Below are 24,385 nucleotides of genomic sequence, written 5' to 3'. Positions count from 1 at the left end.
CATGTACGGCACTCCGACCGTCGTGAACGACGTGATGACCCGCACGGTCGTCGCCCTGCGCACGGGAGCGGCCTTCAAGGAGATCGTGCGGACCATGCGGGAGTGGCGCGTGAGCGCCCTTCCGGTGCTGGACGGCGGTGGACGCGTCGTCGGCGTGGTCTCTGAGGCCGACCTGCTGCCGAAGGAGGAGTACCGCGAGGGCGACCCGGGCCGGTACGGGCAGCGGCACCCCGCCGACCTGCGCAAGGCGGACGGGGTGACGGCGCAGGAGCTGATGACCGCTCCGGCCGTCACCGTGGCGCCGGACGCGACCCTCGCCCAAGCCGCGCGCGTCATGGCCCGCAGCGGGGTCAAGCGGCTGCCGGTCGTCGACGACGAAGGCGCCCTCAAGGGCATCGTCAGCCGCTCCGACCTGCTGACGGTGTTCCTGCGGGACGACGAGGACATCGCCGAGGACGTCGGCCGCGAGGTCGTCACCCGGCTCTTCGGTACCCGGACGGCACCCGTACGGGTCGAGGTGCACGACGGTGTGGTCACGCTCACCGGCCGGGTCCAGGACACCGTTCTCGTACCGCTCGCGATCCTGCTCGCGCGATCGGTGCCGGGCGTGGTCGACGTGCGCTGCGCGCTGACGGGCTTCAGCGAGAGCAGGGTCAGCGAGAGCAGGGGGTGACTGCCGCGGCGACCGTCCCGGAACCGGGTGTCACACCAGGCCACCGTTGCCGTACGGGGCGTAGAGGTCGAGCAGCCGGACCCGGGAGGCGGGCAGGCGCTGAGCCGCCACCCGGCCCACCCAGACCGCGACCGCCCGCCCGAACCCGGGATCGGCGGCGCACATCTCCCGGACCGTCTCGGCGTCGAACTCCCAGGCCCGCACCGGGCTCGTCGCTTCCGCGCCCAGGTGCCAGATGTACGGCGGGAAGTGCCAGGACCAGCCGACCAGTTCGCCGTGCCCGAGCGACTCGATGACGGCGGGACGGCGGCCGGGCACCCGCAGGTCGAGCGCCACGCTGCCGGTCCGCACGATCCAGAAGTGGTCGGCGCGCCTGCCCTCCTCGAACAGCCGTGTCCCGGCCGCGAAGGACACCTCACGGGCGACCCGCATCAGCCGTTCACGGTGTTCGGCGGGGAGGGCCGCGTTCATGGTGGTCGTGGCCGACGTCATCGGACGAGCTCCCTTCGTGGCGTCTGACCCCACCCTGTGCCACCCGGGATCCCCGCACCACGGGCCGCCCGGACCCGACCCCGGGCCCTTCGGCCCACGCCGGCGGCCCTGAGAGGTGGGGGGGAGACGCCATGAAGAGCGGGAAGGGCTCCATCCACTTCTCGCGGATCCTGATTGCGCGGTGCACGGCCGCGAGCCGCTTCCCCGCGTCTTCAAGGGGTCCTTCCCGCCACTTCCAGCACACCACGGGAACGGCCGGTCCACCAGTGCCGAGAGGCCCGGATCTGACACATACCCCGGGGGCAGTTTTGAACGTGTTCAAATGCAGGCGTACGCTCCTGGCATGAGCGACAGAGCCGCCCTGCTGAAGGGCATTCGCGTCTGGTTGGTCACCTTCGTCGTGTGTCTTGTGCTCAGCGGGGCCACCGCCTTTCCGCTGGTGCACGAACTCCGGTGGACGGAGAGCGGGTTGCGGGCGCTGTCCGTGCCCGAGCTGCTGCCGGGGTTCATGGAGTGGATCTCGCGGGTGCGGGACGGGCTCGACGCCGTCGACGCCAAGTACCCCTTCGTGCTGTACGGCACGGACTGGCTGGCGTTCGCGCACCTCGTCATCGCGGTCGCCTTCTACGGGCCCTACCGCGACCCGGTCCGCAACATCTGGGTCGTGGAGTTCGGGATGATCGCCTGCGCGGGGATCATCCCGCTCGCCCTGATCTGCGGACCGATCCGGGGAATCCCCTTCTGGTGGTCACTGATCGACATGTCGTTCGGGGTGTTCGGAGTCGTCCCGCTGTATGTCGTACGGCAGAAGATCAAGCGGCTTGAGGCGCTCAGCGCTCCGGCTGCTGCTTGAGGGTGGCCATGACGATGCGCTGGGCGACCGGGTTCGCCGACTCGCCCTTGGCGTCCGTGGAGCCGACCGAGTAGACGAGGGTACGGCTCAGGTTCTGGGTGGCGGCGATCGCCGTGCTGTATCCGTAGCGGGCGCCGGACTTGAGCCAGTACACCGTCTTCTTGTACTCGAACCGCTGGAGACCGGCGCTGTAGGTGGCGCCGGTGATGTTCGCCGGCACCGTGAACATCTCCTGCAGCTGCGGCTCGCGCACGATCCGGCCCTGGAACAGTGCCGTGATCAGCCGCTCCAGGTCGGCGGTCGTGGAGATCATGTCGCCCGCCGCCCAGCGGTCGGCCTGGTTCCAGTCGCTGACGTCCACGAACCGCGTGGTCCCGTCGGCGTCCTTCACCAGCTGGTAGCCGTGGTTGTGCGGGCCGTGGAGCACGGGGTCGGAGCCGGGGAAGCAGGTGTGGTGCATACCGGCCGGGCGCAGCACCAGCCGGTACGCCTCGTGCTCGTACGAGTGTCCCGTCACCTTCTCGATCAGCATCCCGAGGATCGTGTAGTTGATGTTCAGGTAGTCCTGCTGGTCACCGGGGTCGAACTCCGGCCCCTTCGCCACCGCCGAGGCCACCACCTGTTCCGGGGTGATCGTGTCGAAGCGGTGGGCGTACTGGTCCGCGAAGGCGTCGCCCCAGCCGTCGCCCGCCTTGATGCCGCTGGTGTGGTTCAGCAACTGCCGTACGGAGATGGGCTTGAAGGCCGGGGTGAGCAGCCCGGGCAGGTAGTGCTGGACGGGCGTGTCCAGGTCGACCCGGCCCTCGGCCGCCAGCTTCAGCACGGTCGCCGCCGTCACCACCTTCGTCGTGGAACCGGCCCGGAACCGGGCGTTCGGGTCCGCCGCCCGCCCGCTCGCCAGATCGTGCACGCCCGCGCTGCCCCGCCAGGTGCCGTCGGTGCCGCCGACCCGGACGAGCGCGGCGGTCGCGTCGGCGTCGGGCAGCCCGGCGAGCGCGGCCTCCAGGGCCCCGGGATCCGGGACCGGCTTCGTCGTTCGCGCGGTCACCGTGGCCGGCGCGGCGAAGGCGGGCGCCACCAGCGGGCCGGCGGCGAGGGCCAGGGCGAGGGAGGCGGCGATGACGGTGCTGCGGCTGCGCAGACGCATGCGGATGCTCCTTGAGGAGATCGTCTCTTGGGGCTCGTGTCTTGGGGTTCGTGATCATCCTCGGGCCCCGTGGCGCCCACCGGATCGTCGCCGAGGAGGGCGCCGACCCTGACCGGCCCCCGGCCAACCGAAGGGAAATCCGGGGGTGTTGTCAGGGTCGTCCCTCAGGGGCAGCTCCCTGGAGCGCCGCAAAAAGTGTTATCCACCGGCCGCCCGCTGCGTCTCCACGGTGTGATCCCCGACATTGCAGGCGGCCCGGTCCCGGCTGAGAGGGTGCGGGCATGAACGCGGGCACGAGGGCGGAGCTGGACGGGCGAAAGTGGCGCGCCACCGTGGCGGCCGCGCAGGCCGGTGACCGGCGGGCTCTGGAGGAGCTGCTGGCGGGCTGGCTGCCGCTGGTCTACAACGTCGTCGGCCGCGCCCTGAACGGCCACGCCGACGTCGACGACGTCGTCCAGGAGACCATGCTCCGCGCCGTCGACAACCTCGGCACCCTCCGCGACCCGGACAGCTTCCGGTCCTGGCTCATCGCCATCGCCATGCGGCAGATACGGGACCGGGCGCGCCGCGGCAAGGCTCGGATGCAGGCCGAGGACGCCCCGCAGGACACCGCCGACTTCGCCGAACTCTCCGTGCTGCGGCTCCAGCTGGAGGGACAGCGGCGCGAGGTCGCGGAGGCCGCGCGCTGGCTGGACGCCGAGGACCGGCAGCTGCTGTCGCTGTGGTGGCTGGAGGTGGCCGGCGAGCTGACCCGGCGCGAGCTGGCGGCCGCCGTCGGCATCAGCAGGCAGCACGCCGCCGTCCGCGTCCAGCGGTTGAAGGAGCGTCTGGAGACCTCCCGGGGCATCGTCCGGGCCCTCGCCGGCGCCTGCCCCGAACTGCGCGAAGTGACCGTCCGCTGGCACGGCCGGCCCGACTCGGTGTGGCGCAAGCGGCTGGCCCGGCACATCCGGGGCTGCGGCTACTGCGGCGACGCCCGCGAACCCGTCGTACCGGCCGAGCGGCTCATCGTCGGGATCGCCCTGGTACCGGTACCGGCCGGGTTCACCCTGCCGCTGGCGTTCGGCGGCAAGACGGCGGCCGCGGCCACCGGCGCCGGCTGGTCCGCGAAGGTGCTGGGCGTCCTGGCCAAGCCCGCCGTGGCCGTGACGGCCGGCGCTACGCTCGTCGCGGGCGGCGCCTACGTCGCCGTACACACCCCCGACGCACCCCCCGCACGCACGGCACCCACGCCCACCGCGGATCGCACGGCCGTCCGGCCGTCCGTCACCTCGGCCTCCCCGCCCCGGTCGGCCTCGCCCTCACCCACACCCTCACCGACCGGGCGGAAGGCGGTCTACGGCACGGTCGTCGACGGCGTCGACCGGGCACCCGGCCCGGACACGCCCCCGGCCGCCCTGCCCCACCGGCCCGAGACCGGCATCACCAGCACCGGCGGCGCCAAGGCCGTGATGCAGCACCGCGGGGAGAGCGTCACGCTCAGCGGCCGGGGCTATGTCCAGGTCCGCTGGCAGATCTCGCCCAAATCCCGGCCCGGCGCGCTGGTCATGCCGGCCTGGACCGGGCTGCGGGGCAAGCTGTTCCACGTCGCCTCGGGCGGCGGCCGCCGGATGGACGACCCCCTCACCGGCAGCCCCGACGGCTACGCCACCGGCATGGGCGGCCCCACCATCGGCTACGCGGTGCTGCCCGCCGGGACCCAGCAGATGTGGCAGAACGAGTACTTCTACCTGGACGGCACGGTCGCCCTCACCCAGGACGAACGCGGCTGCGACTACGGCCTCATCGTCTTCCCGTCCAGCTGGCAGGCGGTGCACCAGGACGTCATCACCGGCCCCGCGCAGGGCGCCATCCGCTACGGCCTGGTCCGCGACGACGGCTTGGACTCGGCACCCGTCCCGCAGTACGTCACCCGCTCCACCCCCACGGACCCGGCGACGGTCCCTCAGCGCTCGCGCGTGTAGCCGCCGTTGCGCAGGGCGTGCAGGGCGTCGACGCGGTTCGTGGTGATGGAGTCGACGCCCAGGTCGAGGAGACGGCGCATGGAGCGGCGGGTGTCCGGGGTCCACACGGACAGCAGGTGTCCGTCGCGGTGGACGCGGGCCGCGAGGTCCCGGTCGACCAGGGAGAAGCGGTAGTTGAGCCAGCGCGGGCGCACCACCTCCAGCAGCGCCGGCCGGGGCGGGGCCAGGGTCGTCCAGGTCAGGGCGATCTCGGCAGCCGGGTCGGCGGCGCGGACGGCGAGCATGGCCTCGGCGTGCGCGCAGTAGTACACGCGCTCCCGGGCCCCGCTCTGCCGGACCACGTCCATCACCTGCCGCACGGTCCGGCGGTCGACCCGCCCGCACAGGTCCAGCATCACCCGGCTGTCACCGGTCGCTGCCAGCGCCTGCGCCAGTGTCGGCACCCCGTCCGCCGTGAGCCCGCGCACCTCGTCCGCCGACAGCGAGCGCAGGGGGCGGTCGTGCTCCCACAGCCGCTTCAGCGTCTCGTCGTGCAGCAGCACGGGGACGCCGTCGCGGGTGAGGCGTACGTCGATCTCGACCGCGTCCGCGCCCAGGTCGAGCGCGGAACGCAGCGAGTCGAGGGTGTTCTCGCGGAAGTGGTAGGGGGCGCCGCGGTGGGCCACGGCGGTCACGGTCTGCATGGCCCCCATTGTGACCATCGCGCGACGGTCACCGCGCAGGGATCAGGGGGCGAGCCACGTGGTGGTGTACGTGTCGATCTCCGCCGCGATCCGGGCCTTGCCCGCCGCGTCCAGGAAGGACGCCTCCACGGCGTTCTTCGCGAGGTCGGCGAGGCCCCGCTCGTCGAGGTCGAGGAGGCGGGCGGCCACCGCGTACTCGTTGTTGAGGTCGGTGCCGAACATCGGCGGGTCGTCGGAGTTGATCGTGACCAGCACGCCGGCCCGGGCGAACTCCTTGAGCGGGTGCTCGTCCAGGGTGCGGACCGCGCGGGTGGCGATGTTGGAGGTCGGGCAGACCTCCAGCGCGATGCGGTGCTCGGCGAGGTGGGCCAGCAGCTCGGGGTCCTGCGCCGAGCTGGTGCCGTGCCCGATCCGCTCGGCGCGCAGCTCGGTCAGCGCGTCCCACACCGTCTCCGGGCCGGTGGTCTCCCCGGCGTGCGGGACGGAGTGCAGGCCGGCGGCGATGGCCTGGTCGAAGAACGGCTTGAACTGCGGCCGGGGCACACCGATCTCGGGCCCGCCGAGCCCGAACGACACCAGGCCCTCCGGGCGGATCCGGTCGTCGGTGGCGAGGCGGGCGGTCTCCTCGGCGGACCGCAGACCGGCCTCGCCGGGGATGTCGAAGCACCAGCGCAGCACGGTGCCGAACTCGGCCTCGGCCGCCTTGCGCGCGTCCTCGATCGCGGCCATGAAGGCCAGCTCGTCGATGCCGCGCCGGGTCGAGGAGAACGGGGTGATGGTCAGCTCGGCGTAGCGCACCTGCTGGCGGGCCAGGTCGCGGGCCACCTCGAAGGTCAGCAGCCTGACGTCCTCCGGGGTGCGGATCAGGTCCACGACGGACAGGTACACGTCGATGAAGTGCGCGAAGTCCGTGAACGTGAAGTAGTCGACCAGCGCCTCGGGGTCGGTGGGGACCTTGGAGTCGGGGTGGCGGGCGGCCAGTTCCGAGACGATGCGGGGGGAGGCGGAGCCGACGTGGTGCACGTGCAGTTCGGCCTTGGGCAGTCCGGCGATGAAGGCGTGCAGATCGCGGTCGGTCAAGGGTTCCTCCCCGGGAACGGCGCCCGCGGAGCGAGGTCTGTCGTCCGGGCGCGGGTGATCGGCTGATCGATGAATCGGGATCATCGTAGGCCCCGCCCCGCGGCTGCCGGACCCGCGCCGTAACATGATGGGACGACGATCACAGGGGGGCCCGAGCGATGTCCGACGAGGTGCCACAGCCGACGCCACAAGAGCACGGCGCCGGGGACGGGGCCGAGTCGCCTCGGGTTTCCCTGAACAAGGGGAGCGGGGAGCGAGAGGCGCCCGGGCGGGCGGCGGAAGCGGAGCCTGCCGATGCGCAGCCGGGAGCGGCGCAGCCCGTGAGCACAGGTCCGTCCGCTTCTCCGGTGAGCGGGCAGGGAGCCGGTGACACGGTCTTCTTCGGTGCGCCGGGAACCCCGGCACAGCCACCGCACCCCTCGGTCCACGACCAGCAGACGATCGCCTCCCTCCCCACCCCGGACGCCCCTGCAGACGCGGTCCCCCCGGCGTGGGCCAGCCCGGCCGATCCGTACGCCCCTCCGGCCTCCGCGCCGCCCGCCGGAGCCCCGGCGAACCCCTTCGCACCCCCGGCCGCCGTGCCGCCCGGTGGCGCCCCGGTGAACCCGTTCGCACCCCCGGCGAACCCGTTCGCTCCGCCCGCTGCTGCCCCCTCGGCCGGCCACCCGGCGACCCCCTACGCCTCTCCGGCCGCCCCCGGCAACCCGTACGGGCCGCCCATGGCATCCCCGCACCAGCCCCAGGAGACGGCCCCCGTACCCCCGCCGCCCCTGTCCCCCGACGGCCCCGGACAGCTGCCGTACGGCTACCCGGCCCAGCAGCCGCAGCCGGGCTACGGCGGACCAGGCATCCCGTCCTACCCCGCGGCGGGCGGCTACGGCTGGCCGGGCCTGCAGCCGCAGCCGAACAACGGCATGGGCACGGCCTCCCTGGTGCTGGGCATCCTGGCGACGGTCGGGTTCTGCGCGTGGCCGCTGGCCCTGGTGATGGGTGTCCTGGCCGTGGTCCTCGGCGCCCTGGGCCGCGGCAAGGCCCGCCGGGGCGAGGCCACCAACCCCGGCGTGGCCCTGGCCGGGATCATCTGCGGTGCCGCCGGCATCGTCCTGGTACTGGGCTTCTTCGCGTTCCTCATCGCGGTCTACGACCGCTGACCGCCCGACGACCGCTCCGCCGCCCCGGCCCCCTCACCCCCCGCCGAAGCCCCGCAGGGTCACGCCCCCGTCAGCCGCTCCCGTGCCTCCATCAGCGCGAAGCCCAGCAGGTTCGGCCCGCGCCAGCGCTCGGGGTCCGAGGCCGCCTCGTCGTCCGCGGCGAGGCCGATGCCCCATACGCGGTCCACGGGGCTCGCCTCCACCAGGACGCGGTCGCCGGTGTTCAGCAGGAACGCCCGGAGGTCTTCGTCCGACCCGAACTTGTGGACGCTGCCCTCGACCACGATCCGGAAGCGCTCCCGCTCCCATATCGCCTCGTCGAAGTCGCGGACCAGCCGTCCCGCCTTCTTGGCCTCGGCGGGATGCCCCGCGGCCAGCACCCGGCGCTCCGCCTCCTCGTCGCCGAACAGCCGCGCCTTGCCGGCCATCATCCAGTGCTCGGCCGTCGCGTATTCCACACCGTCCACCACGAAGGGTGACGGCCACCACTGGCTGAGGCAGCTCGCCCCGAGCCGGCCGTCCGGCCGCGGACGGTGCCCCCAGAACTGGAGGTACTTGATGCGGGCCCCTGCCCTGACTTCCCTGATCAGGGCTTCCACCCCGTCGATCTTCCCCATGCACGCGAGTGTGGCACGCACCACTGACACTCCGTCCGCCCTTTTCCGTTCCGACTCGACACCTCGGCCGACAGATTCCGTCGCGTAACCAAAATTCAACAACGGAATCACTTGTTGGAGTCCTATTGCTCTGTCAGGATCGGCACTCAAATCGAGCTGGAGCTACGCCACCCACCCCCCGGGACAGGGCAAACGGCGGAGGAGAGCGACATGCACAACCCGGGCACCGCCACCCCGGAACGATTTCCGGCCGAGGAGCGCTTCGCGGACGGCGCGCAGTTCATCGCGGGCCGCCTGACGAAGGGCACCTCGGGCCGTACCCACGCCGTGGTCGACCCCGCCACCGGCGAGGAGGTGTACACCTACGAACTGGCCGGCACCGACGACGTCGACGCCGCCGTGGCCGCCGCGCGTGAGGCGTTCCCGGGCTGGGCCGCCACCACCCCGGGCGAGCGCTCCGACGCCCTGCACCGGTTCGCCGCCGTGCTCGCGGAGCGTGCCGAGGACTTCGCGCGTGCCGAGTCCCTGCAGTGCGGCAAGCCGCTGAAGCTGACCCGCGAGTTCGACGTACCCGGGACCATCGACAACATCGCGTTCTTCGCGGGCGCTGCCCGGCATCTGCAGGGGCAGTCGGCCGGTGAGTACTCGGGCGACCACACGTCGTACATCCGGCGCGAGCCCATCGGTGTCGTCGGGTCGATCGCGCCCTGGAACTACCCCCTCCAGATGGCCGCCTGGAAGATCCTTCCGGCGATCGCCGCGGGCAACACCATCGTGCTCAAGCCCGCCGAGCTGACCCCGCTGACCTCGCTGATGTTCGCCCAGGCCGCCACGGACGCGGGCATCCCGGACGGCGTCATCAACATCGTCACGGGCGCCGGCAAGGAGGCCGGTGAGCACCTCGTCGGGCATCCCGACGTGGCCATGACCTCCTTCACCGGGTCCACCGCCGTCGGCAAGCGGGTCGCCGAGATCGCCACCGCCACCGTCAAGCGCCTCCACCTGGAGCTGGGCGGCAAGGCTCCCTTCGTGGTCTTCGACGACGCCGACCTGGAGGCCGCCGTCAACGGCGCCGTCGCGGGCGCGCTCATCAACACCGGGCAGGACTGCACGGCCGCCACGCGCGCGTACGTGCAGCGACCGCTCTACGAGGCCTTCGTGGAGCAGACGGCCGCGCTGATGGAGACCGTACGGCTCGGGGACCCGTTCGCTCCCGGCACCGACCTCGGCCCCCTCATCTCGCACACCCAGCGCGACCGGGTCGCCGGCTTCGTGGACCGGGCGCGTGCCTACGCGCGCGTGGTGGCCGGGGGCGAGGCCCCGCAGGGGGACCTCAAGGACGGCGCCTACTACCGGCCCACCCTCGTCGCCGACGCGACCCAGGACAGCGAGATCGTCCAGTCCGAGATCTTCGGTCCGGTCTTGGTCGTACTGCCGTTCGACAGCGATGATGAGGGAATCCGGCTGGCCAACGACACCCCGTACGGCCTCGCCGCCTCCGCCTGGAGCAGCAACGTCTACCGGGCGAACCGCGCCACCCGCGAGATCAAGGCGGGCTGTGTGTGGATCAACGACCACATCCCGATCATCAGTGAGATGCCGCACGGCGGCTACAAGGCGTCCGGCTTCGGCAAGGACATGTCTGCGTACTCATTCGAGGAGTACACGCAGGTCAAGCACGTAATGTTCGACAACACCGCGGTGGCGAGGAAGGACTGGCACCGCACCATCTTCGGGGACCGCTAGAGAAGACCAGGCCAGTGACCAGGCCGATCCCTCCCGAAAGGGCACCACGCGCATGGAGCAGTACGAGCCCGAACGCCTGACCCCGGCCCAAGTGGCCGCCATGCGGCGCAGCCTGCGTAACGGCCGGGCGGCGATGACCCGCCGGTCGCTGCTGCGCGCCTCCGCGGGCGGCGCGCTCACGGTCGGCGGACTCGGGGCGCTGAGCGCCTGCGGGATCCCCGCGGCGGGCAAGACGCAGGGCGGCACGTCCGCACAGGACCACTCGGCCAAGGAGAAGGTCGTCAACTTCTCCAACTGGACCGAGTACATCGACGTCGACGACAAGGGCAAGAACCACCCGACGCTCGACACCTTCCGCAAGCGGACCGGCATCGCGGTCAAGTACACCGAGGACATCAACGACAACAACGAGTTCTTCGGCAAGATCAAGCCGCAGCTCGCCGCGGGCCAGGACACCGGCCGCGACATCATCGTCCTCACCGACTGGCTGGCGGCCCGGCTGATCCGCCTCGGCTGGGTCCAGAAACTGGACCCGTCCAACCTGCCGCACGCCTACAGCAACCTGTCGGCCCAGTTCCGCAACCCCGACTGGGACCCGGGACGGGCGTACTCGTACCCCTGGCAGGGCATCTCGACGGTCATCGCCTACAACAAGAAGGCGCTCGACGGCATCGAGGTGAAGTCGATCTCCGACCTGCTCGACAACCCGAAGCTCAAGGGCCGTGTCGGCTTCCTCTCGGAGATGCGCGACAGCATCGGCATGACCCTGCTCGACATGGGCAAGGACCCGGCGAACTTCACCGACGACGACTTCGACGCGGTGATCGCCCGGCTGCAGAAGGCCGTCGACAAGGGCCAGATCCGCCGCTTCACCGGCAACGACTACACGTCCGACCTGACCAAGGGCGACTTCGCGGCCTGCGTCGCCTGGGCCGGCGACGTCGTCCAGCTCAAGGCGGACAGCCCCGACGTGGACTTCATCATCCCAGACAGCGGCTACATGACGTCGACCGACAACATGTGCGTCCCCAACAAGGCACGTCACAAGACGAACGCCGAGCGGCTGATCGACTTCTACTACGAGCCCGAGCAGGCCGCCGCGCTCGCCGCCTACATCAACTATGTGACTCCGGTCGACGGGGTGAAGCCCTACCTTGCGAAGATCGACAAGGATGCGGCGAACAACCCGCTGATCGTTCCCGACAAGGCCATGCAGGCGAAGTCCCACGCCTTCCGCTCCCTGAGCCAGAAGGAAGAGACGGCCTACGAAGAGAAGTTCGCGAAGCTCACAGGGGCGTGACGACGATGAAGACGACAGACAGCAGCGGCGACGTCCGCCTCACTGGTATCGGCAAGACCTACGGCTCCTTCACCGCCGTACACCCGCTGGACCTGACCGTGCCGCAGGGCTCCTTCTTCGCCCTGCTCGGCGCCTCCGGCTGCGGCAAGACGACCACCCTGCGCATGATCGCGGGCCTGGAGGAGCCGACCAGCGGCACCGTGTACCTCGGTGACCAGGAGGTCACCCACCTGCCGCCGTACAAACGGCCGGTCAACACGGTCTTCCAGTCCTACGCCCTCTTCCCGCACCTGGACATCTTCGAGAACGTCGCCTTCGGTCTGCGTCGGCGCGGCATCAAGAGCGTGAAGAAGCAGGTGGAGGAGATGCTGGATCTTGTCCAGCTCGGCGAGCAGGCGCGCAAGAAGCCGCACCAGCTCTCCGGTGGCCAGCAGCAGCGCGTCGCGGTGGCCCGGGCGCTGATCAACCACCCGAAGGTGCTCCTCCTCGACGAGCCGCTCGGCGCCCTCGACCTGAAGCTGCGCCGCCAGATGCAGCTGGAGCTCAAGCGCATCCAGACCGAGGTCGGCATCACCTTCATCCACGTCACGCACGACCAGGAGGAGGCCATGACCATGGCCGACACGGTCGCCGTGATGAACGCGGGCCGCGTCGAGCAGCTCGGCTCGCCCGACGACCTGTACGAGAACCCGCAGACCACCTTCGTCGCGAACTTCCTCGGCACCTCGAACCTGATCGAGGCCGAGGTCGACACGAAGAACGGCGACGACATCGTGCTGAAGGCGGGCGGCGGCAAGCTGGTGCTGCCCGAGGCGCGCTGTTCCGCGCGGACGACGACCGGCGGCAAGGTGCTGGTCGGCATCCGCCCCGAGAAGATCGCGCTCACCCACGCCGACGACGCCGGCTCCATACCCGAGGGCCGCAACCGCGTCACCGGCAAGATCGCCGACGCCAGCTTCATCGGCGTCTCCACGCAGTACGTGATCGACACCCCGGTCTGCGACGAGTTCGCGGTCTACGTCCAGAACGTCGAGCGCGACGGCCGGCTCGTCCCCGGTGCCGACGTCGTCCTGCACTGGAGCCCGGCCCACACCTTCGGCCTGGACGCGGCCCAGGACATCGACGCCGGCGTGGAGACCGTCGAGGAAGAGGCCGCATAGACATGTCGACCCTCACCGAGGCACCCCCGCCTCTCGCTCCCGCCGAGCCGGCGAAGCAGGCGCCGCGCAAGCGCGGCCGGTTCACGCCCTACTGGCTGCTGCTGCCCGGCATCCTGTGGCTGGTCGTCTTCTTCGCGCTGCCGATGATCTACCAGGCCTCCACGTCCGTGCAGACGGGCTCCCTGGAGGAGGGCTACAAGGTCACCTGGCACTTCGCGACCTACTGGGACGCCCTGGCCGAGTACTGGCCGCAGTTCCTGCGGTCCGTGTTCTACGCGGCCGCGGCGACCGTCCTGTGCCTGCTGCTCGGCTACCCGCTGGCGTATCTGATCGCCTTCCGCGCGGGCCGCTGGCGCAACCTGATCATGATCCTGGTGATCGCGCCGTTCTTCACCAGCTTCCTGATCCGGACCCTGGCCTGGAAGACGATCCTCGCGGACAACGGCCCGGTCGTGCACACCCTGAACTCGCTGCACATCCTGGACCTCACCAGTTTCCTCGGCTGGACGGCCGGCGACCGCGTCCTCGCCACGCCACTCGCGGTGGTGTGCGGTCTGACGTACAACTTCCTGCCGTTCATGATCCTTCCGCTCTACACCTCGCTGGAGCGGATCGACGGGCGACTGCACGAGGCGGCCGGCGACCTGTACGCCAAGCCGTGGACCACCTTCCGCAAGGTGACCTTCCCACTGTCGATGCCGGGCGTGGTCTCCGGCACGCTGCTGACCTTCATCCCGGCGGCCGGTGACTACGTCAACGCCGAACTCCTCGGCTCGACCGACACCCGCATGATCGGCAACGTCATCCAGACGCAGTTCCTGCGCATTCTGGACTATCCGACGGCGGCCGCCCTGTCCTTCATCCTCATGGCCGCGATCCTGTTCATGGTCACGGTCTACATCCGCCGCTCCGGGACGGAGGATCTGGTCTAAATGCCCTTCGTCACCTGGCTCAAGCGCCATCTCGTCGTCATCGCGGGACTGCTGACGCTCTCCTATCTGCTGCTGCCGAACATCATCGTGACGGTGTTCTCCTTCAACAAGCCGAAGGGGCGCTTCAACTACGAGTGGCAGCAGTTCTCCACGGACGCCTGGAAGGACCCGTGCGGCGTCGCCGACATGTGCGGCTCGCTGTCCATCAGCCTCCAGATCGCCGTATGGGCGACGATCGGCGCCTCGGTCCTCGGCACGATGATCGCCTTCGCGCTGGTCCGCTACCGCTTCCGCGCCCGCGGCGCCGTCAACTCGCTGATCTTCCTGCCGATGGCGATGCCCGAGGTCGTCATGGCGGCCTCGCTGCTCACCCTGTTCCTCAACATGGGCGCCCAGCTCGGCTTCATGACGATCCTGATCGCGCACATCATGTTCTGCCTCAGCTTCGTCGTCACCGCGGTCAAGGCGCGTGTGATGTCGATGGACCCGCGTCTGGAGGAGGCCGCCCGGGACCTGTACGCCGGCCCGGCGCAGACCTTCCTGCGGGTCACCCTGCCGATCGCGGCACCCGGAATCGCCGCGGGCGCGCTGCTGTCCTTCGCGCTCTCCTTCGACGATTTCATCATCACCAATTTCAACGCCGGCTCGACCGTCACCTTCCCCATGTTCGTGTGGGGTTCGGCGCAGCGCGGAACCCCCGTTCAGATCAACGTCATCGGTACGGCCATGTTCCTCGTCGCCGTGCTGTTCGTCCTGGTCTCGATGCTCGTCACCAACCGCCGTAAGCAAAAGGCGTAAAGCCCTGTAGGGAGTTGAAATCATGGCCCCAAGCGCCATGAGTCGTGGTAAACACAACTGGATCTCCTCTCTTTCCGAAGCCCAGCCGGTCCCGTACTGGCTGGAAGACCCCGGCAAGCCACACCCCGCGCCCGCCCTCACCGGCACCGAGACCTGCGACCTGCTGGTCGTCGGCGGCGGCTACAGCGGACTGTGGACGGCGCTCAACGCCAAGGAGCGCGACCCGCAACGCGATGTGGTGCTGCTGGAAGGCCGCGAGGTGGGCTGGGCCGCCTCCGGCCGCAACGGCGGCTTCTGCGCCGCCTCCCTCACGCACGGCCTGCCCAACGGTCTGGCCCGCTGGCCGGACGAGATCAACCGGCTGGAGGAGCTGGGCCGGCGCAACCTCGACGAGATCGAGGCTGCGGTCGCCCGGCACGGCATCGACTGCGACTTCGAGCGCACCGGCGAGATCGACGTGGCCACCGAGACCTACCAGGCCTGGGAGCTGCGCGACTGGCACCGGGAGCTGGCGGAGAAGGGCCTCGCCGACGGCATCGAGTTCCTCGACACCGACGCCGTGCGCGAGCAGGTCAACTCGCCCACCTTCGAGGCCGGCCTGTGGGACCGCCGGGGCGTGGCCATGCTGCACCCGGCCAAGCTGGCCTGGGGCCTGAAGCAGGCGTGCGTCAGGCTGGGGGTGCGCGTGTACGAGCACACGCCCGCCCTCTCCCTGAAGCAGTACGGCGCCGGCATGGCCGTACGCACGCCGTACGGCTCCGTCCGGGCCCGCAGGGTCGCGCTCGGCACGAACATCTTCCCGAGCCTGCTGCGGCGCGTGCGCTCGTACACCGTCCCGGTCTACGACTACGCGCTGATGACCGAGCCGCTGAGTGCCGACCAGTTGGCCTCGATCGGCTGGAAGAACCGCCAGGGCCTCGGGGACTCGGCGAACCAGTTCCACTACTTCCGGCTGTCCGCCGACAACCGGATCCTGTGGGGCGGCTACGACGCGATCCACCACTACGGCGGCCGGGTGCGCGCCGAGTACGACGACCGTCCGGAGACGTACGCCAAGCTCGCGGGGCACTTCTTCTCCTGCTTCCCGCAGCTGGAGGGCGTCCGCTTCAGCCACGCCTGGGGCGGCGCGATCGACACCTGCTCCCGCTTCTCGGCGTTCTTCGGCACGGCCCACCAGGGGAAGGTGGCGTACGCGGCGGGCTACACCGGCCTCGGCGTCGGCGCCACCCGCTTCGGCGCCGACGTGATGCTGGACCTGCTGGACGGGGAGCGCACCGAGCGGACCGAGCTGGAGATGGTCCGCAGGAAGCCGCTGCCGTTCCCGCCGGAGCCCTTCGCCTGGACCGGTATCGCCCTGACGAAGTGGTCGCTGGCCCGCGCGGACGCGCACGGCGGCCGCCGCAACCTGTGGCTGCGGACGATGGATCGACTGGGGCTGGGCTTCGACAGCTGAGCCCGGCTTTTACGCGTGATTCTCTCCTGCGTCAAGTCCCGAATTCTCGGAGCGTGACCCTGCGGGGCGATTCCCGCCTACTGGAAGTGCGCACCGAGAAGCGCGGATCCCTTTCAGCAGGAGCAGGAGAGAATCATGACTCGCGTCATCCGCAAGAACGACGATTTCCGTTCCAAGCGCCGTATGGGCCTCGCGGCGGCGATCGCCTCGGCCGCGGCCGTCGCCGGAGGTGCCGTCCTGCCCGCCGCGACCGCCACGGCGGCCCCGATGCCGCAGGCGCCGACGGTCGGCAAGGGCGTCCAGGAGCACGGCGGGCACAAGCTCTACTGCTGGGACAAGCACCACAAGTCCCACTGGAAGAAGCACCACAAGTTCTACTGCTGGGTCGACAACCACAAGTTCTACTGGGACGACCACCACAACTGCTTCTTCGTGCTGGTCGAGCATCGCCGGTACTACTTCTGGGACTCCTACGACAACTTCCACTACTTCTGGCACCACCCCCACGACCACCACTGGGACGTGCACGACCAGGACCACTGGAAGAAGGAGCCCGGAAAGTCGGACTGGGACAAGGCCGAGTCGGAGAAGAGGGACGAGCGGAAGGACGAGAAGAAGGACGAGAAGAAGGACGAGAAGAAGGACGAGAACAAGGACACCGACAAGACCGACACGACTCAGCAGGACCAGCCGCAGCAGGACCAGGCCCCGCAGGACCAGCCTCAGCAGGACCAGGCCCCGCAGGACCAGCCTCAGCAGGACCAGCCTCAGCAGGACCAGGCCCCGCAGGACCAGCCTCAGCAGGACCAGCAGCCGGGCCAGGCGGAGGACGAGCAGCCGCAGCAGGATCAGCAGCAGGGGCAGACGGAGGAAGATCAGGCCCCGCAGGATCAGGCCCCGCAGGACCAGCCTCAGCAAGACCAGGCCCCGCAGGACGAGCCTCAGCAGGACCAGGCCCCGCAGGACCAGCCTCAGCAGGACCAGCCGCAGCCGGATCCCGGTGTTGACCCCGGTGCCGGTGACGTCGCCCCGGCCGAGGGATGACGCCTCAGAGAATGTGACCCAGGTCACTCCAGAGCGGAGTCGGAATCCGCGTAATGATCGCCGTCGGGCCTCCCTCTCCCTCGTGACGCGAAGGCGTCCACGAGAGAGAGGGAGGCCTCCTCATGACAGGGGCGAAGACGGCGGTCGAGTGGCTGGCATCCGTCGCACCGGACCCCGAGGCCTGTCGCTGGGAATGGGAGCGCAACCCTCTCGGGATCGCGCTGCTGCCCGCCGGCAAGGCCTGGGACGTGCTGGTCCTGCCGGGTGAACTCGGCTGTCCCACGCTCGATGTGCTCACCCGGGTGCTCGATCGACCCGGCCCGGTCCTGGTCGCCTTCGGTGACAACCGGGTCGGCTTCTTCGTGCCGCCGGGCACCGCGGCCCGCTGGCTCGGCACCGGCATCCGTACCGCCGGAGCCGGTACCTGGATCGTCGTGCCGTACCCGGGCCGGGCGACACAGGGCGTGCGCTGGCTGGTACCGCCGGACGGCTCCGGCACGCTGACCGACCCGGCGCTGCTGGAACTGGCGATGCATGAAGCGGCGGCCGGGCTGGCCAGGGGGAGGGGTAACACCCGGACACCTTGACAAGAGGATTGGTCTGGACCAAGTTGAGTGCGCTCCACCCCTCCAACTCCCCCTTCACCGGAGGCCCTTGTGGACCGCGCCCGACGCGCCAGACGCCCCAGATCCGTCCTCGCCCTGCTCACGGCCGCACTGCTGGCCGTACCCGGGATCACCGCGCTCTCGTCGGCCGCCCGTGCGGCCGACGCCGACCTCGCGAGGAACGGCGGCTTCGAGTCCGGCCTCGACGGCTGGACCTGCACGGCCGCAACGACGGTCACCTCACCTGTGCACAGCGGGAGTTCCGCGTTGCAGGCGACCCCGGCCGGCAGCGACAACGCCCAGTGCGCGCAGACGGTGACCGTCCAGCCGAACGCCCAGTACACGCTGTCCGGTTACGTCCGCGGCTCCTACGTCTACCTCGGCGCGAACGGCACCGGCACCACCGACGTCTCCACCTGGACCCAGTCCGCCCCCGACTGGCAGAAGCTGACCACCACTTTCACCACCGGTGCCGCCACGACGAAGGTCACCCTCTACACCCACGGCTGGTACGGCACCGGCGCCTACTACGCCGACGACATCTCCCTGGTCGGCCCGGGCGCGAGCACCGGACAGCCACCCGCTGCCCCCACTGGCCTCAGAACCGGCACGGTCACCTCCTCCTCCGTCGCCCTGTCCTGGTCGGCGGCGCCCGGCGCCACGAGTTACGCCGTCTACCGCGACGGGGTCAAGGTCCAGACGGCGAGCGGCACTTCGGCCACCGTCACCGGACTCGCGCCCTCGACGGCGTACAGCTTCCAGGTCACCGCGAGCAACGACGCGGGCGAGTCCGCCAAGTCCGCCGCGGTGACCGCGACGACCACGGCAGGCACCGGCGGCGGCTCGACCGACCTGCCCGCGCACGCCCTGGTCGGCTACCTTCACGCCAGTTTCGCGAACGGCTCCGGCTACATGCGCATGGCCGACGTACCCGACAGCTGGGACGTCATCGACCTCGCGTTCGGCGAGCCCACCTCGGCCGGCTCCGGTGACATCCGCTTCAACCGCTGCCCGGTCACCGAGTGCCCGAACGTCGAGAGCGACGCCGACTTCAAGGCGGCGATCAAGGCCAAGCAGGCGGCCGGCAAGAAGGTGCTGATCTCGATCGGCGGCCAGAACGGCCAGGTCCAGCTGACGACCACGGCGGCCCGCGACGCCTTCGTCTCCTCGGTCTCGAACATCATCGACACCTACGGCCTCGACGGCCTGGACATCGACTTCGAGGGCCACTCGCTGTCCCTGAACGCGAACGACACGGACTTCAAGAATCCGACCACGCCCGTGATCGTCAACCTCATCTCGGCCCTGAAGACCCTGAAGGCCAGGTACGGCTCGAAGTTCGTGCTGACGATGGCCCCGGAGACCTTCTTCGTCCAGATGGGCTACCAGTACTACGGCACCGGAAAGTGGGGCGGCCAGGACCCGCGATGCGGGGCGTACCTCCCGGTGATCTACGCACTCCGGGACGACCTCACGCTGCTGCACGTCCAGGACTACAACTCCGGCCCGATCATGGGCCTCGACAACCAGTACCACTCCATGGGCGGCGCCGACTTCCACATCGCCATGACCGACATGCTGCTCGCCGGCTTCCCGGTCGCGGGCGACGCGAACAACGTCTTCCCGCCGCTGCGCCCGGACCAGGTGGCGATCGGCATGCCGGCGTCGACGAACGCGGGCAACGGGTACGTGGCCCCGTCCGAGGTCACCAAGATCCTGGACTGCCTGACGAAGAAGACGAACTGCGGCTCGTATCCGACCCACGGGACCTGGCCCGCTCTTCGGGGTTTGATGACATGGTCGGTGAACTGGGACCGCTACTCCAACTGGGAGTTCCAGAAGAACTTCGACGCCTACTTCGGCTGACCACGAAGGACAGGGTGGTCAGCAGCACCGTGCTCAGGCACCAGCCGGCCACCACGTCCAGCGGCCAGTGCCAGCCCCGGCGGACCAGGCCGTAGGAGACGCCGAGCACGAGGGCCGCGCAGACGCCGACGAGCGCCCGGCGGGCGGCGGGCGAGCCCAGCCAGGGGAGCAGGAGCAGGGTCGCGGAACCGTACCCGATCGCCGCGGTCGCCGTATGACCGGAGGGGAAGTAGCCGACCCCCGGGGGCATCAGCGGGGTCCCCGGCCGGGCGGTCCAGTCCTTCAGCGGGACGACGAACGCCGGGACCAGCGCCATCAGTACGGCCGTCGCGGCGGGCGGCAGCCACCAGCGGTCCGCACCCGTCGCGCGGCCGCGCCAGGCGGAGTACGCCAGGGCGAGGACGAGAACCGGGACGGCGACCTGGATGTCGCCGAGATCGGAGAGGAGTTCGGAGAACCGGTCCGGGTGGACGAGCTGCCGGCTCAACCGCGCGTCGAGGCGCAGGAGCGGGCCGTGGGCGACGACCTGCCAGACGATCAGGGCGAGCAGGAGCGTGGGCAGGGCCAGGAGCGCGTACTTCGGGCGCGGATCCGGTGACGTCGACACGCGGCCCAGCTTCGCAGACCCGGCGGGGGAGGAAGGAGGTCGGCCGCTCCGGAACAGGGGGGGTGGTTCCGAAGCGGCCGTCCGGATCGGGACGTCGCGCGCCCCGGGGGGTTTGGGGCGGCGACCGTCCGATCGGTGAGGAGATCCCGGAGCCGTCAGGCCCCGGTTGTGTGCGCGAGGGCACGACCAGGTCGAAGCTGGGGAGGCCTCGGCCTGAGATCGCCCACAGTCCCCTGTGGGCGGGGTGTATCTCTCATCTGGGTAGAACCTACGGCAGCCCGAGGCGCTTGGGCAGACGGAATCGCGTCCCGCCATCCACCCCGCACACCTTCTTCACACGGCCTGCCGTAGGCGCCCTTCAGAGGTGCGAACAAGCCGCTCAGATGCGCGCGAACGCCTGCTCGATGATGTCGAGACCCTCGTTCAGGAGGTCCTCGCCGATCACCAGCGGGGGCAGGAAGCGCAGCACGTTGCCGTAGGTGCCACAGGTGAGGACCAGCAGGCCCTCCTGGTGGCAGGCCTTGGCGAGGGCGGCGGTCGCCTCCGGGTTCGGCTCCTTGGTGGCGCGGTCCTTGACCAGCTCGATGGCGATCATGGCGCCACGGCCACGGACGTCGCCGATGATGTCGAACTTCTCGGCCATGGCGGTGAGGCGCGCCTTCATGATCGCCTCGATGTTCTTCGCCTTGGCGTTGAGGTCCAGCTCCTTCATCGTCTCGATGGCGCCGAGCGCACCGGCGCAGGCCACCGGGTTGCCGCCGTAGGTGCCACCGAGGCCACCCGCGTGCGCGGCGTCCATGATCTCGGCGCGGCCGGTGACGGCGGCCAGCGGCAGACCGCCGGCGATGCCCTTGGCGGTGGTGATCAGGTCCGGGACGATGCCCTCGTCCTCGCAGGCGAACCACTGGCCGGTGCGGCAGAAGCCGGACTGGATCTCGTCCGCGACGAAGACGATGCCGTTGTCGTTGGCGAACTGGCTGATCGCGGGCAGGAAGCCCTTGGCCGGCTCGATGAAGCCGCCCTCACCGAGCACCGGCTCGATGATGATCGCGGCCACGTTGTCGGCGCCGATCTGCTTGGTGATCTGGTCGATGGCCTGCTTCGCGGCCTCCGGGCCACAGTTCTCCGGGCCGGTCAGCCAGCGGTAGCCGTACGCGACGGGGACGCGGTAGACCTCGGGCGCGAACGGGCCGAAGCCGTGCTTGTACGGCATGTTCTTGGCCGTCAGCGCCATCGTCAGGTTGGTACGGCCGTGGTAGCCGTGGTCGAAGACGACGACGGCCTGGCGCTTGGTGTACGCGCGGGCGATCTTGACGGCGTTCTCGACGGCCTCGGCGCCCGAGTTGAACAGCGCGGACTTCTTGGCGTGGTCACCCGGCGTGAGCTCGGCCAGCGCCTCGGCGACGGCCACGTAGCCCTCGTACGGCGTGACCATGAAACAGGTGTGGGTGAAGTCGGCCAGCTGGGCGCTCGCGCGGCGTACGACGGCCTCGGCGGAGCCGCCGACCGAGGTCACGGCGATGCCGGAACCGAAGTCGATCAGACGGTTGCCGTCGACGTCCTCGATGATGCCGCCGTCCACGCGCGTCGTGAACACGGGCAGCACGGAGCCCACGCCCTGCGCGACCGCGGCGAGGCGGCGGGCCTGCAGCTCCTGCGACTTCGGGCCGGGGATGGCGGTGACGACGCGGCGCTCCTGCGGAAGTGCGGTCATGAGGGCTCCCTGATGATCTTGCGTACCGGGTGTTCCCGGGCGGTACCGGACGGTGCGTTTTTCGGACGCTTGTCTCTTTCTTCGCAGGCTAGGGCCGGAAGTGGAGGGTGGGCATGCTCCATGTGGGCGTTGTCGGGAAGATTGGTTGTCCGTCGTGGACATAGCACTGGGGGAGGGGCGCGCCCGATCGGTGCGTCCTCTCGGCCGCGTAAACGGTGAACTCCCTTTGTCGGGGCGTTAGATTGGCTCGCTGATGGTGGACGGAACGGCTGGTCAGGGGGCAAGGGCGATGGAGAGCGACGGGACGCGGGACGCGCGTGGTACGCATGCGAATCCTGTGCCGCGCCCGGCGGTGCCCCGGGAGGGTTCCGCCGTGCCGCCCATGCCCGCGGGGCCACCCGGGGTTCCGCCCAGGCCGGACGGCTCGGCCTTCCTGGCCTGGCTGCGGGCGTCCCGGCCGGAGGCGGCGCCGGGCGTGTGGCGGTTCGGGTACCGGCCCCGGCCCGAACAGGAGCCCGAGCGGATCCCGACCCGGCAGCTGCTGAGCGGCGCACTGATCGCCTTCCTCGTGGGCTGGCTGGTGTGGTCCCTGCTGTGGAACGGCTACCTCGGGGGCTGGTGGGTGCTGCCCCTGGAACTGTTCACCCCGGACTCCTGGCGCCAGAGCAACGACCAGGTCGGCAACGCGCTCCTCTGGTACTCGTACTACACCCTCATCGCCGTGGGCATCATGCTCGTCGTCGGCCGCCTCGGCCGCTGGGGCGAGGTCTGGCGCCGCTTCGGCCCGCCCGCCTGGCGGGAGGCCGTACCCGCCGCCGAGCCCGCGCCCGCCCCCGAGCAGGACCCCGCCGAATGGCCCCAGCTGCGGCACGCCGGAGCCCATGAGGCCGCCGAGCGGCTGGCCGCCGAGGCGAAGGCCGGGCTCATGCGGGACGTCGACCACGCCCGGATCAGCCGGGCCTGGCAGGGCGTACGGTCCGGCACGCACACGCTCGCCTCCTTCACGGGCGCCGTGCTCAAGGACGGCTCGGCCGCCTGTCTGCACCCCTCCGGCGAGCGCGACCTGCCCGCCCGCCAGGCCCGGCACGACCTGCTCACCGGGCAGGTACGGCTCGGCACCACCGCCGACGACCCCCGCAACCCGTACCACTACCGCGGCTCCGGACTCGCCCTCGGCCCCGAGCTGCTCGGCACCTCGTTGCTCGCCGTCGGCCCGGCCGGCTCCGGCAAGACCGGCGCGGTCATCCGACCGCTCGCCGAGTCGCTGTGCCTGCACGCCCTCGCCGGACGGGCCGCCGTCGTGGCCGTCGGCGCGGCGGGCGCGGGGCTCGGCCCGGCCGAGGCGTACGACGTCGTCGTACGGATCGGGCACCCCGAATCCGTCTACGACCTCGACCTGTACGGCGGCACCACCGACCCGGACGAGGCCGCCGCCATACTCGCCGAGGCCCTCGTCGGGGACCTCGCCGACCCGCACCCCGGAGGCGACAGCCGCCGCTCCACCACCGTCCTCGCCCAGCTGCTCGGCCCCTTCCGCGCCGTCCACGACCGCTTCCCCTCGGTCCCCGAGCTGCGCCAGCTCCTCGACGGCACGCCCGGCCCGCTCGCCGCACTGCGCAAGGCGCTGACCGACACCGGGCAGGAGTCGCTGCTCAGGGAACTGGACGCGCGGGAGCGGCAGATGGCCCACCCGGGTGATGTCGGCGCGGTGCTCGCCGACCGGATCGCGCTGCTCGACCGGCCCGCCTTCGCCGCCTTCTTCGACACCTCCGGGCAGTCCCGGCCGTTCTCCCTCACGGCCCTCGACCACCCGGTCCGGGTCCGCATCGACCTGCCCCAGCGCGGGCACGCCGACGCCTCCCGGATCCTCGCCCGGCTGGTCCTCGCCCAGTTCACGGCGAGCGTGACGGTACGGGAGGATCGCTCGCTCTTCGCCTGCCTGCTGCTCGACGACGCCTCCGGCGTGATCACCCCGGAGTCCGTGCGCGGCATCCAGCGGCTGCGCTCCGCCCACGCGGGCACCGTGCTGACGCTGCGCACCCTGGACGACGTACCGCGGCCGCTGCGCGGACCGCTGCTCGGCGCCACCGGCTGCCGGATGGCGCTGTCCGGGCTCACCCCCTGGGACGGTCAGGACTTCGCCGAGGTGTGGGGCAAGGAGTGGACCGAGACCCGGGACGTCACCGACCGGCAGATCATCGCCGAGACCCCGGCCGGCAAGGCCGTGCACATGCTGCGCCGGGTCATCACCGGGCAGGCACCCACCGCCCGGGCCGTCACCGTCCGCCAGGTGGAGCGCGAGCGCTGGTCGGCCTCCGAGCTGGCGCACGGGGTGCCGCCGGGGCATGCGGTGCTGTCGCTGACCACCGTGCAGGGAGAGCACGCTCCGCCGTTGCTGGTGGATCTGCGGGGCTGAGGGAAGAGGAAAGGCGGCACCCGGGGACCGTACGGTACGGCAGAATCGGCATAGGCTGTTCATACGCGGCGGCCAATTGATCAC

The 24,385-nt window shown here is 70.7% G+C and carries 20 protein-coding genes and 1 pseudogene; 14 read left to right on the top strand and 7 right to left on the bottom strand.

Going from position 1 to position 24,385, the window contains the following annotated elements; genetic code table 11:
- Position 1: 1 nt before the first annotated feature.
- Positions 2 to 673 (top strand): CBS domain-containing protein, encoded by a 672-nt coding sequence (locus ACFY3C_RS23000; RefSeq protein ID WP_389182473.1) that lies wholly within the window; start codon positions 2 to 4, stop codon positions 671 to 673.
- 30 nt (positions 674 to 703) lie between these two features.
- Here the strand turns inward: ACFY3C_RS23000 and ACFY3C_RS22995 are convergent, their stop codons facing one another.
- On the bottom strand, positions 704 to 1,165 hold the full coding sequence (locus tag ACFY3C_RS22995; protein WP_390772059.1) for a cyclic nucleotide-binding domain-containing protein: 462 nt from the start codon (positions 1,163 to 1,165) through the stop codon (positions 704 to 706).
- A gap of 343 nt (positions 1,166 to 1,508) precedes the next feature.
- Here ACFY3C_RS22995 and ACFY3C_RS22990 point away from each other — a divergent pair, with 343 nt between their 5' ends.
- A complete protein-coding gene (locus tag ACFY3C_RS22990) occupies positions 1,509 to 2,018 on the top strand; it encodes a hypothetical protein (protein WP_390772058.1) in 510 nt (169 codons plus the stop codon).
- Here ACFY3C_RS22990 and ACFY3C_RS22985 read toward each other — a convergent pair.
- Positions 1,996 to 3,165 (bottom strand): serine hydrolase domain-containing protein, encoded by a 1,170-nt coding sequence (locus ACFY3C_RS22985; protein ID WP_390772057.1) that lies wholly within the window; start codon positions 3,163 to 3,165, stop codon positions 1,996 to 1,998. The two genes, ACFY3C_RS22990 and ACFY3C_RS22985, sit on opposite strands and share 23 nt — an antisense overlap.
- Positions 3,166 to 3,446: 281 nt before the next feature.
- Here ACFY3C_RS22985 and ACFY3C_RS22980 point away from each other — a divergent pair, with 281 nt between their 5' ends.
- The gene (locus ACFY3C_RS22980; protein WP_390772056.1) at positions 3,447 to 5,129 is read left to right on the top strand and encodes an RNA polymerase sigma factor; all 1,683 of its coding nucleotides are present in this window, start codon (positions 3,447 to 3,449) and stop codon (positions 5,127 to 5,129) included.
- On the opposite strand, the gene ACFY3C_RS22975 is transcribed toward ACFY3C_RS22980, so the two are convergent.
- Entirely contained in the window at positions 5,111 to 5,812 is a 702-nt protein-coding gene (locus ACFY3C_RS22975; protein ID WP_390772055.1) for a glycerophosphodiester phosphodiesterase, read from the bottom strand. The genes ACFY3C_RS22980 and ACFY3C_RS22975 overlap by 19 nt on opposite strands.
- Positions 5,813 to 5,854: 42 nt before the next feature.
- Complete coding sequence (locus ACFY3C_RS22970; protein WP_386576436.1) at positions 5,855 to 6,976, bottom strand: adenosine deaminase; 1,122 nt, start codon at positions 6,974 to 6,976, stop codon at positions 5,855 to 5,857.
- A gap of 263 nt (positions 6,977 to 7,239) precedes the next feature.
- Between ACFY3C_RS22970 and ACFY3C_RS22965 the strand changes: the two genes are divergently transcribed.
- Complete coding sequence (locus tag ACFY3C_RS22965; RefSeq protein ID WP_386576435.1) at positions 7,240 to 8,043, top strand: DUF4190 domain-containing protein; 804 nt, start codon at positions 7,240 to 7,242, stop codon at positions 8,041 to 8,043.
- Positions 8,044 to 8,102: 59 nt separating this feature from the next.
- Here the strand turns inward: ACFY3C_RS22965 and ACFY3C_RS22960 are convergent, their stop codons facing one another.
- Positions 8,103 to 8,660, bottom strand: coding sequence for an NADAR family protein (locus tag ACFY3C_RS22960; protein WP_386576434.1), 558 nt, complete (start codon positions 8,658 to 8,660; stop codon positions 8,103 to 8,105).
- Positions 8,661 to 8,870: 210 nt separating this feature from the next.
- On the opposite strand from ACFY3C_RS22960, the gene ACFY3C_RS22955 reads away from it, so the two are divergent.
- The 9 genes from ACFY3C_RS22955 to ACFY3C_RS22915 all read left to right on the top strand — a co-directional run bounded on the left by ACFY3C_RS22955 (position 8,871) and on the right by ACFY3C_RS22915 (position 19,564).
- Complete coding sequence (locus ACFY3C_RS22955; protein WP_386576433.1) at positions 8,871 to 10,406, top strand: gamma-aminobutyraldehyde dehydrogenase; 1,536 nt, start codon at positions 8,871 to 8,873, stop codon at positions 10,404 to 10,406.
- A gap of 52 nt (positions 10,407 to 10,458) precedes the next feature.
- Positions 10,459 to 11,706, top strand: a complete 1,248-nt coding sequence (locus ACFY3C_RS22950) for a PotD/PotF family extracellular solute-binding protein (protein WP_390772054.1) — start codon at positions 10,459 to 10,461, stop codon at positions 11,704 to 11,706.
- A complete protein-coding gene (locus ACFY3C_RS22945) occupies positions 11,703 to 12,866 on the top strand; it encodes an ABC transporter ATP-binding protein (RefSeq protein ID WP_390772053.1) in 1,164 nt (387 codons plus the stop codon). The genes ACFY3C_RS22950 and ACFY3C_RS22945 overlap by 4 nt, the downstream gene beginning before the upstream one ends.
- A 2-nt stretch (positions 12,867 to 12,868) precedes the next feature.
- A complete protein-coding gene (locus tag ACFY3C_RS22940) occupies positions 12,869 to 13,798 on the top strand; it encodes an ABC transporter permease (protein WP_386576430.1) in 930 nt (309 codons plus the stop codon).
- Positions 13,799 to 14,596, top strand: a complete 798-nt coding sequence (locus ACFY3C_RS22935) for an ABC transporter permease (protein ID WP_386576429.1) — start codon at positions 13,799 to 13,801, stop codon at positions 14,594 to 14,596.
- Positions 14,597 to 14,618: 22 nt separating this feature from the next.
- Complete coding sequence (locus ACFY3C_RS22930; protein ID WP_390772052.1) at positions 14,619 to 16,049, top strand: NAD(P)/FAD-dependent oxidoreductase; 1,431 nt, start codon at positions 14,619 to 14,621, stop codon at positions 16,047 to 16,049.
- Between the two features lie 135 nt (positions 16,050 to 16,184).
- Positions 16,185 to 17,093, top strand: coding sequence for a hypothetical protein (locus ACFY3C_RS22925; protein WP_390772051.1), 909 nt, complete (start codon positions 16,185 to 16,187; stop codon positions 17,091 to 17,093).
- Between the two features lie 122 nt (positions 17,094 to 17,215).
- On the top strand, positions 17,216 to 17,680 hold the full coding sequence (locus tag ACFY3C_RS22920) for a hypothetical protein (protein ID WP_390772050.1): 465 nt from the start codon (positions 17,216 to 17,218) through the stop codon (positions 17,678 to 17,680).
- Positions 17,681 to 17,749: 69 nt separating this feature from the next.
- Positions 17,750 to 19,564 carry a chitinase gene (locus ACFY3C_RS22915; protein WP_390772049.1) on the top strand — a complete coding sequence of 605 codons (1,815 nt, stop codon included), beginning with the start codon at positions 17,750 to 17,752 and terminating at the stop codon, positions 19,562 to 19,564.
- A 52-nt stretch (positions 19,565 to 19,616) separates the two neighbouring features.
- Here the strand turns inward: ACFY3C_RS22915 and ACFY3C_RS22910 are convergent.
- Positions 19,617 to 19,814, bottom strand: a pseudogene (locus ACFY3C_RS22910) (phosphatase PAP2 family protein); the annotation flags it as partial.
- A gap of 736 nt (positions 19,815 to 20,550) precedes the next feature.
- Positions 20,551 to 21,885, bottom strand: coding sequence for a 4-aminobutyrate--2-oxoglutarate transaminase (gabT, locus tag ACFY3C_RS22905; RefSeq protein ID WP_390772048.1), 1,335 nt, complete (start codon positions 21,883 to 21,885; stop codon positions 20,551 to 20,553).
- Positions 21,886 to 22,174: 289 nt separating this feature from the next.
- Here gabT and ACFY3C_RS22900 point away from each other — a divergent pair, with 289 nt between their 5' ends.
- On the top strand, positions 22,175 to 24,301 hold the full coding sequence (locus tag ACFY3C_RS22900) for an ATP-binding protein (protein WP_390772047.1): 2,127 nt from the start codon (positions 22,175 to 22,177) through the stop codon (positions 24,299 to 24,301).
- Positions 24,302 to 24,385 lie beyond the last annotated feature (84 nt).

The organism is Streptomyces sp. NPDC001410 (assembly GCF_042895235.1).
Taxonomy (GTDB): domain Bacteria; phylum Actinomycetota; class Actinomycetes; order Streptomycetales; family Streptomycetaceae; genus Streptomyces.
Note: the sequence above shows the minus strand (reverse complement) of the source record. Positions and strands in the feature narration are given on the sequence as shown.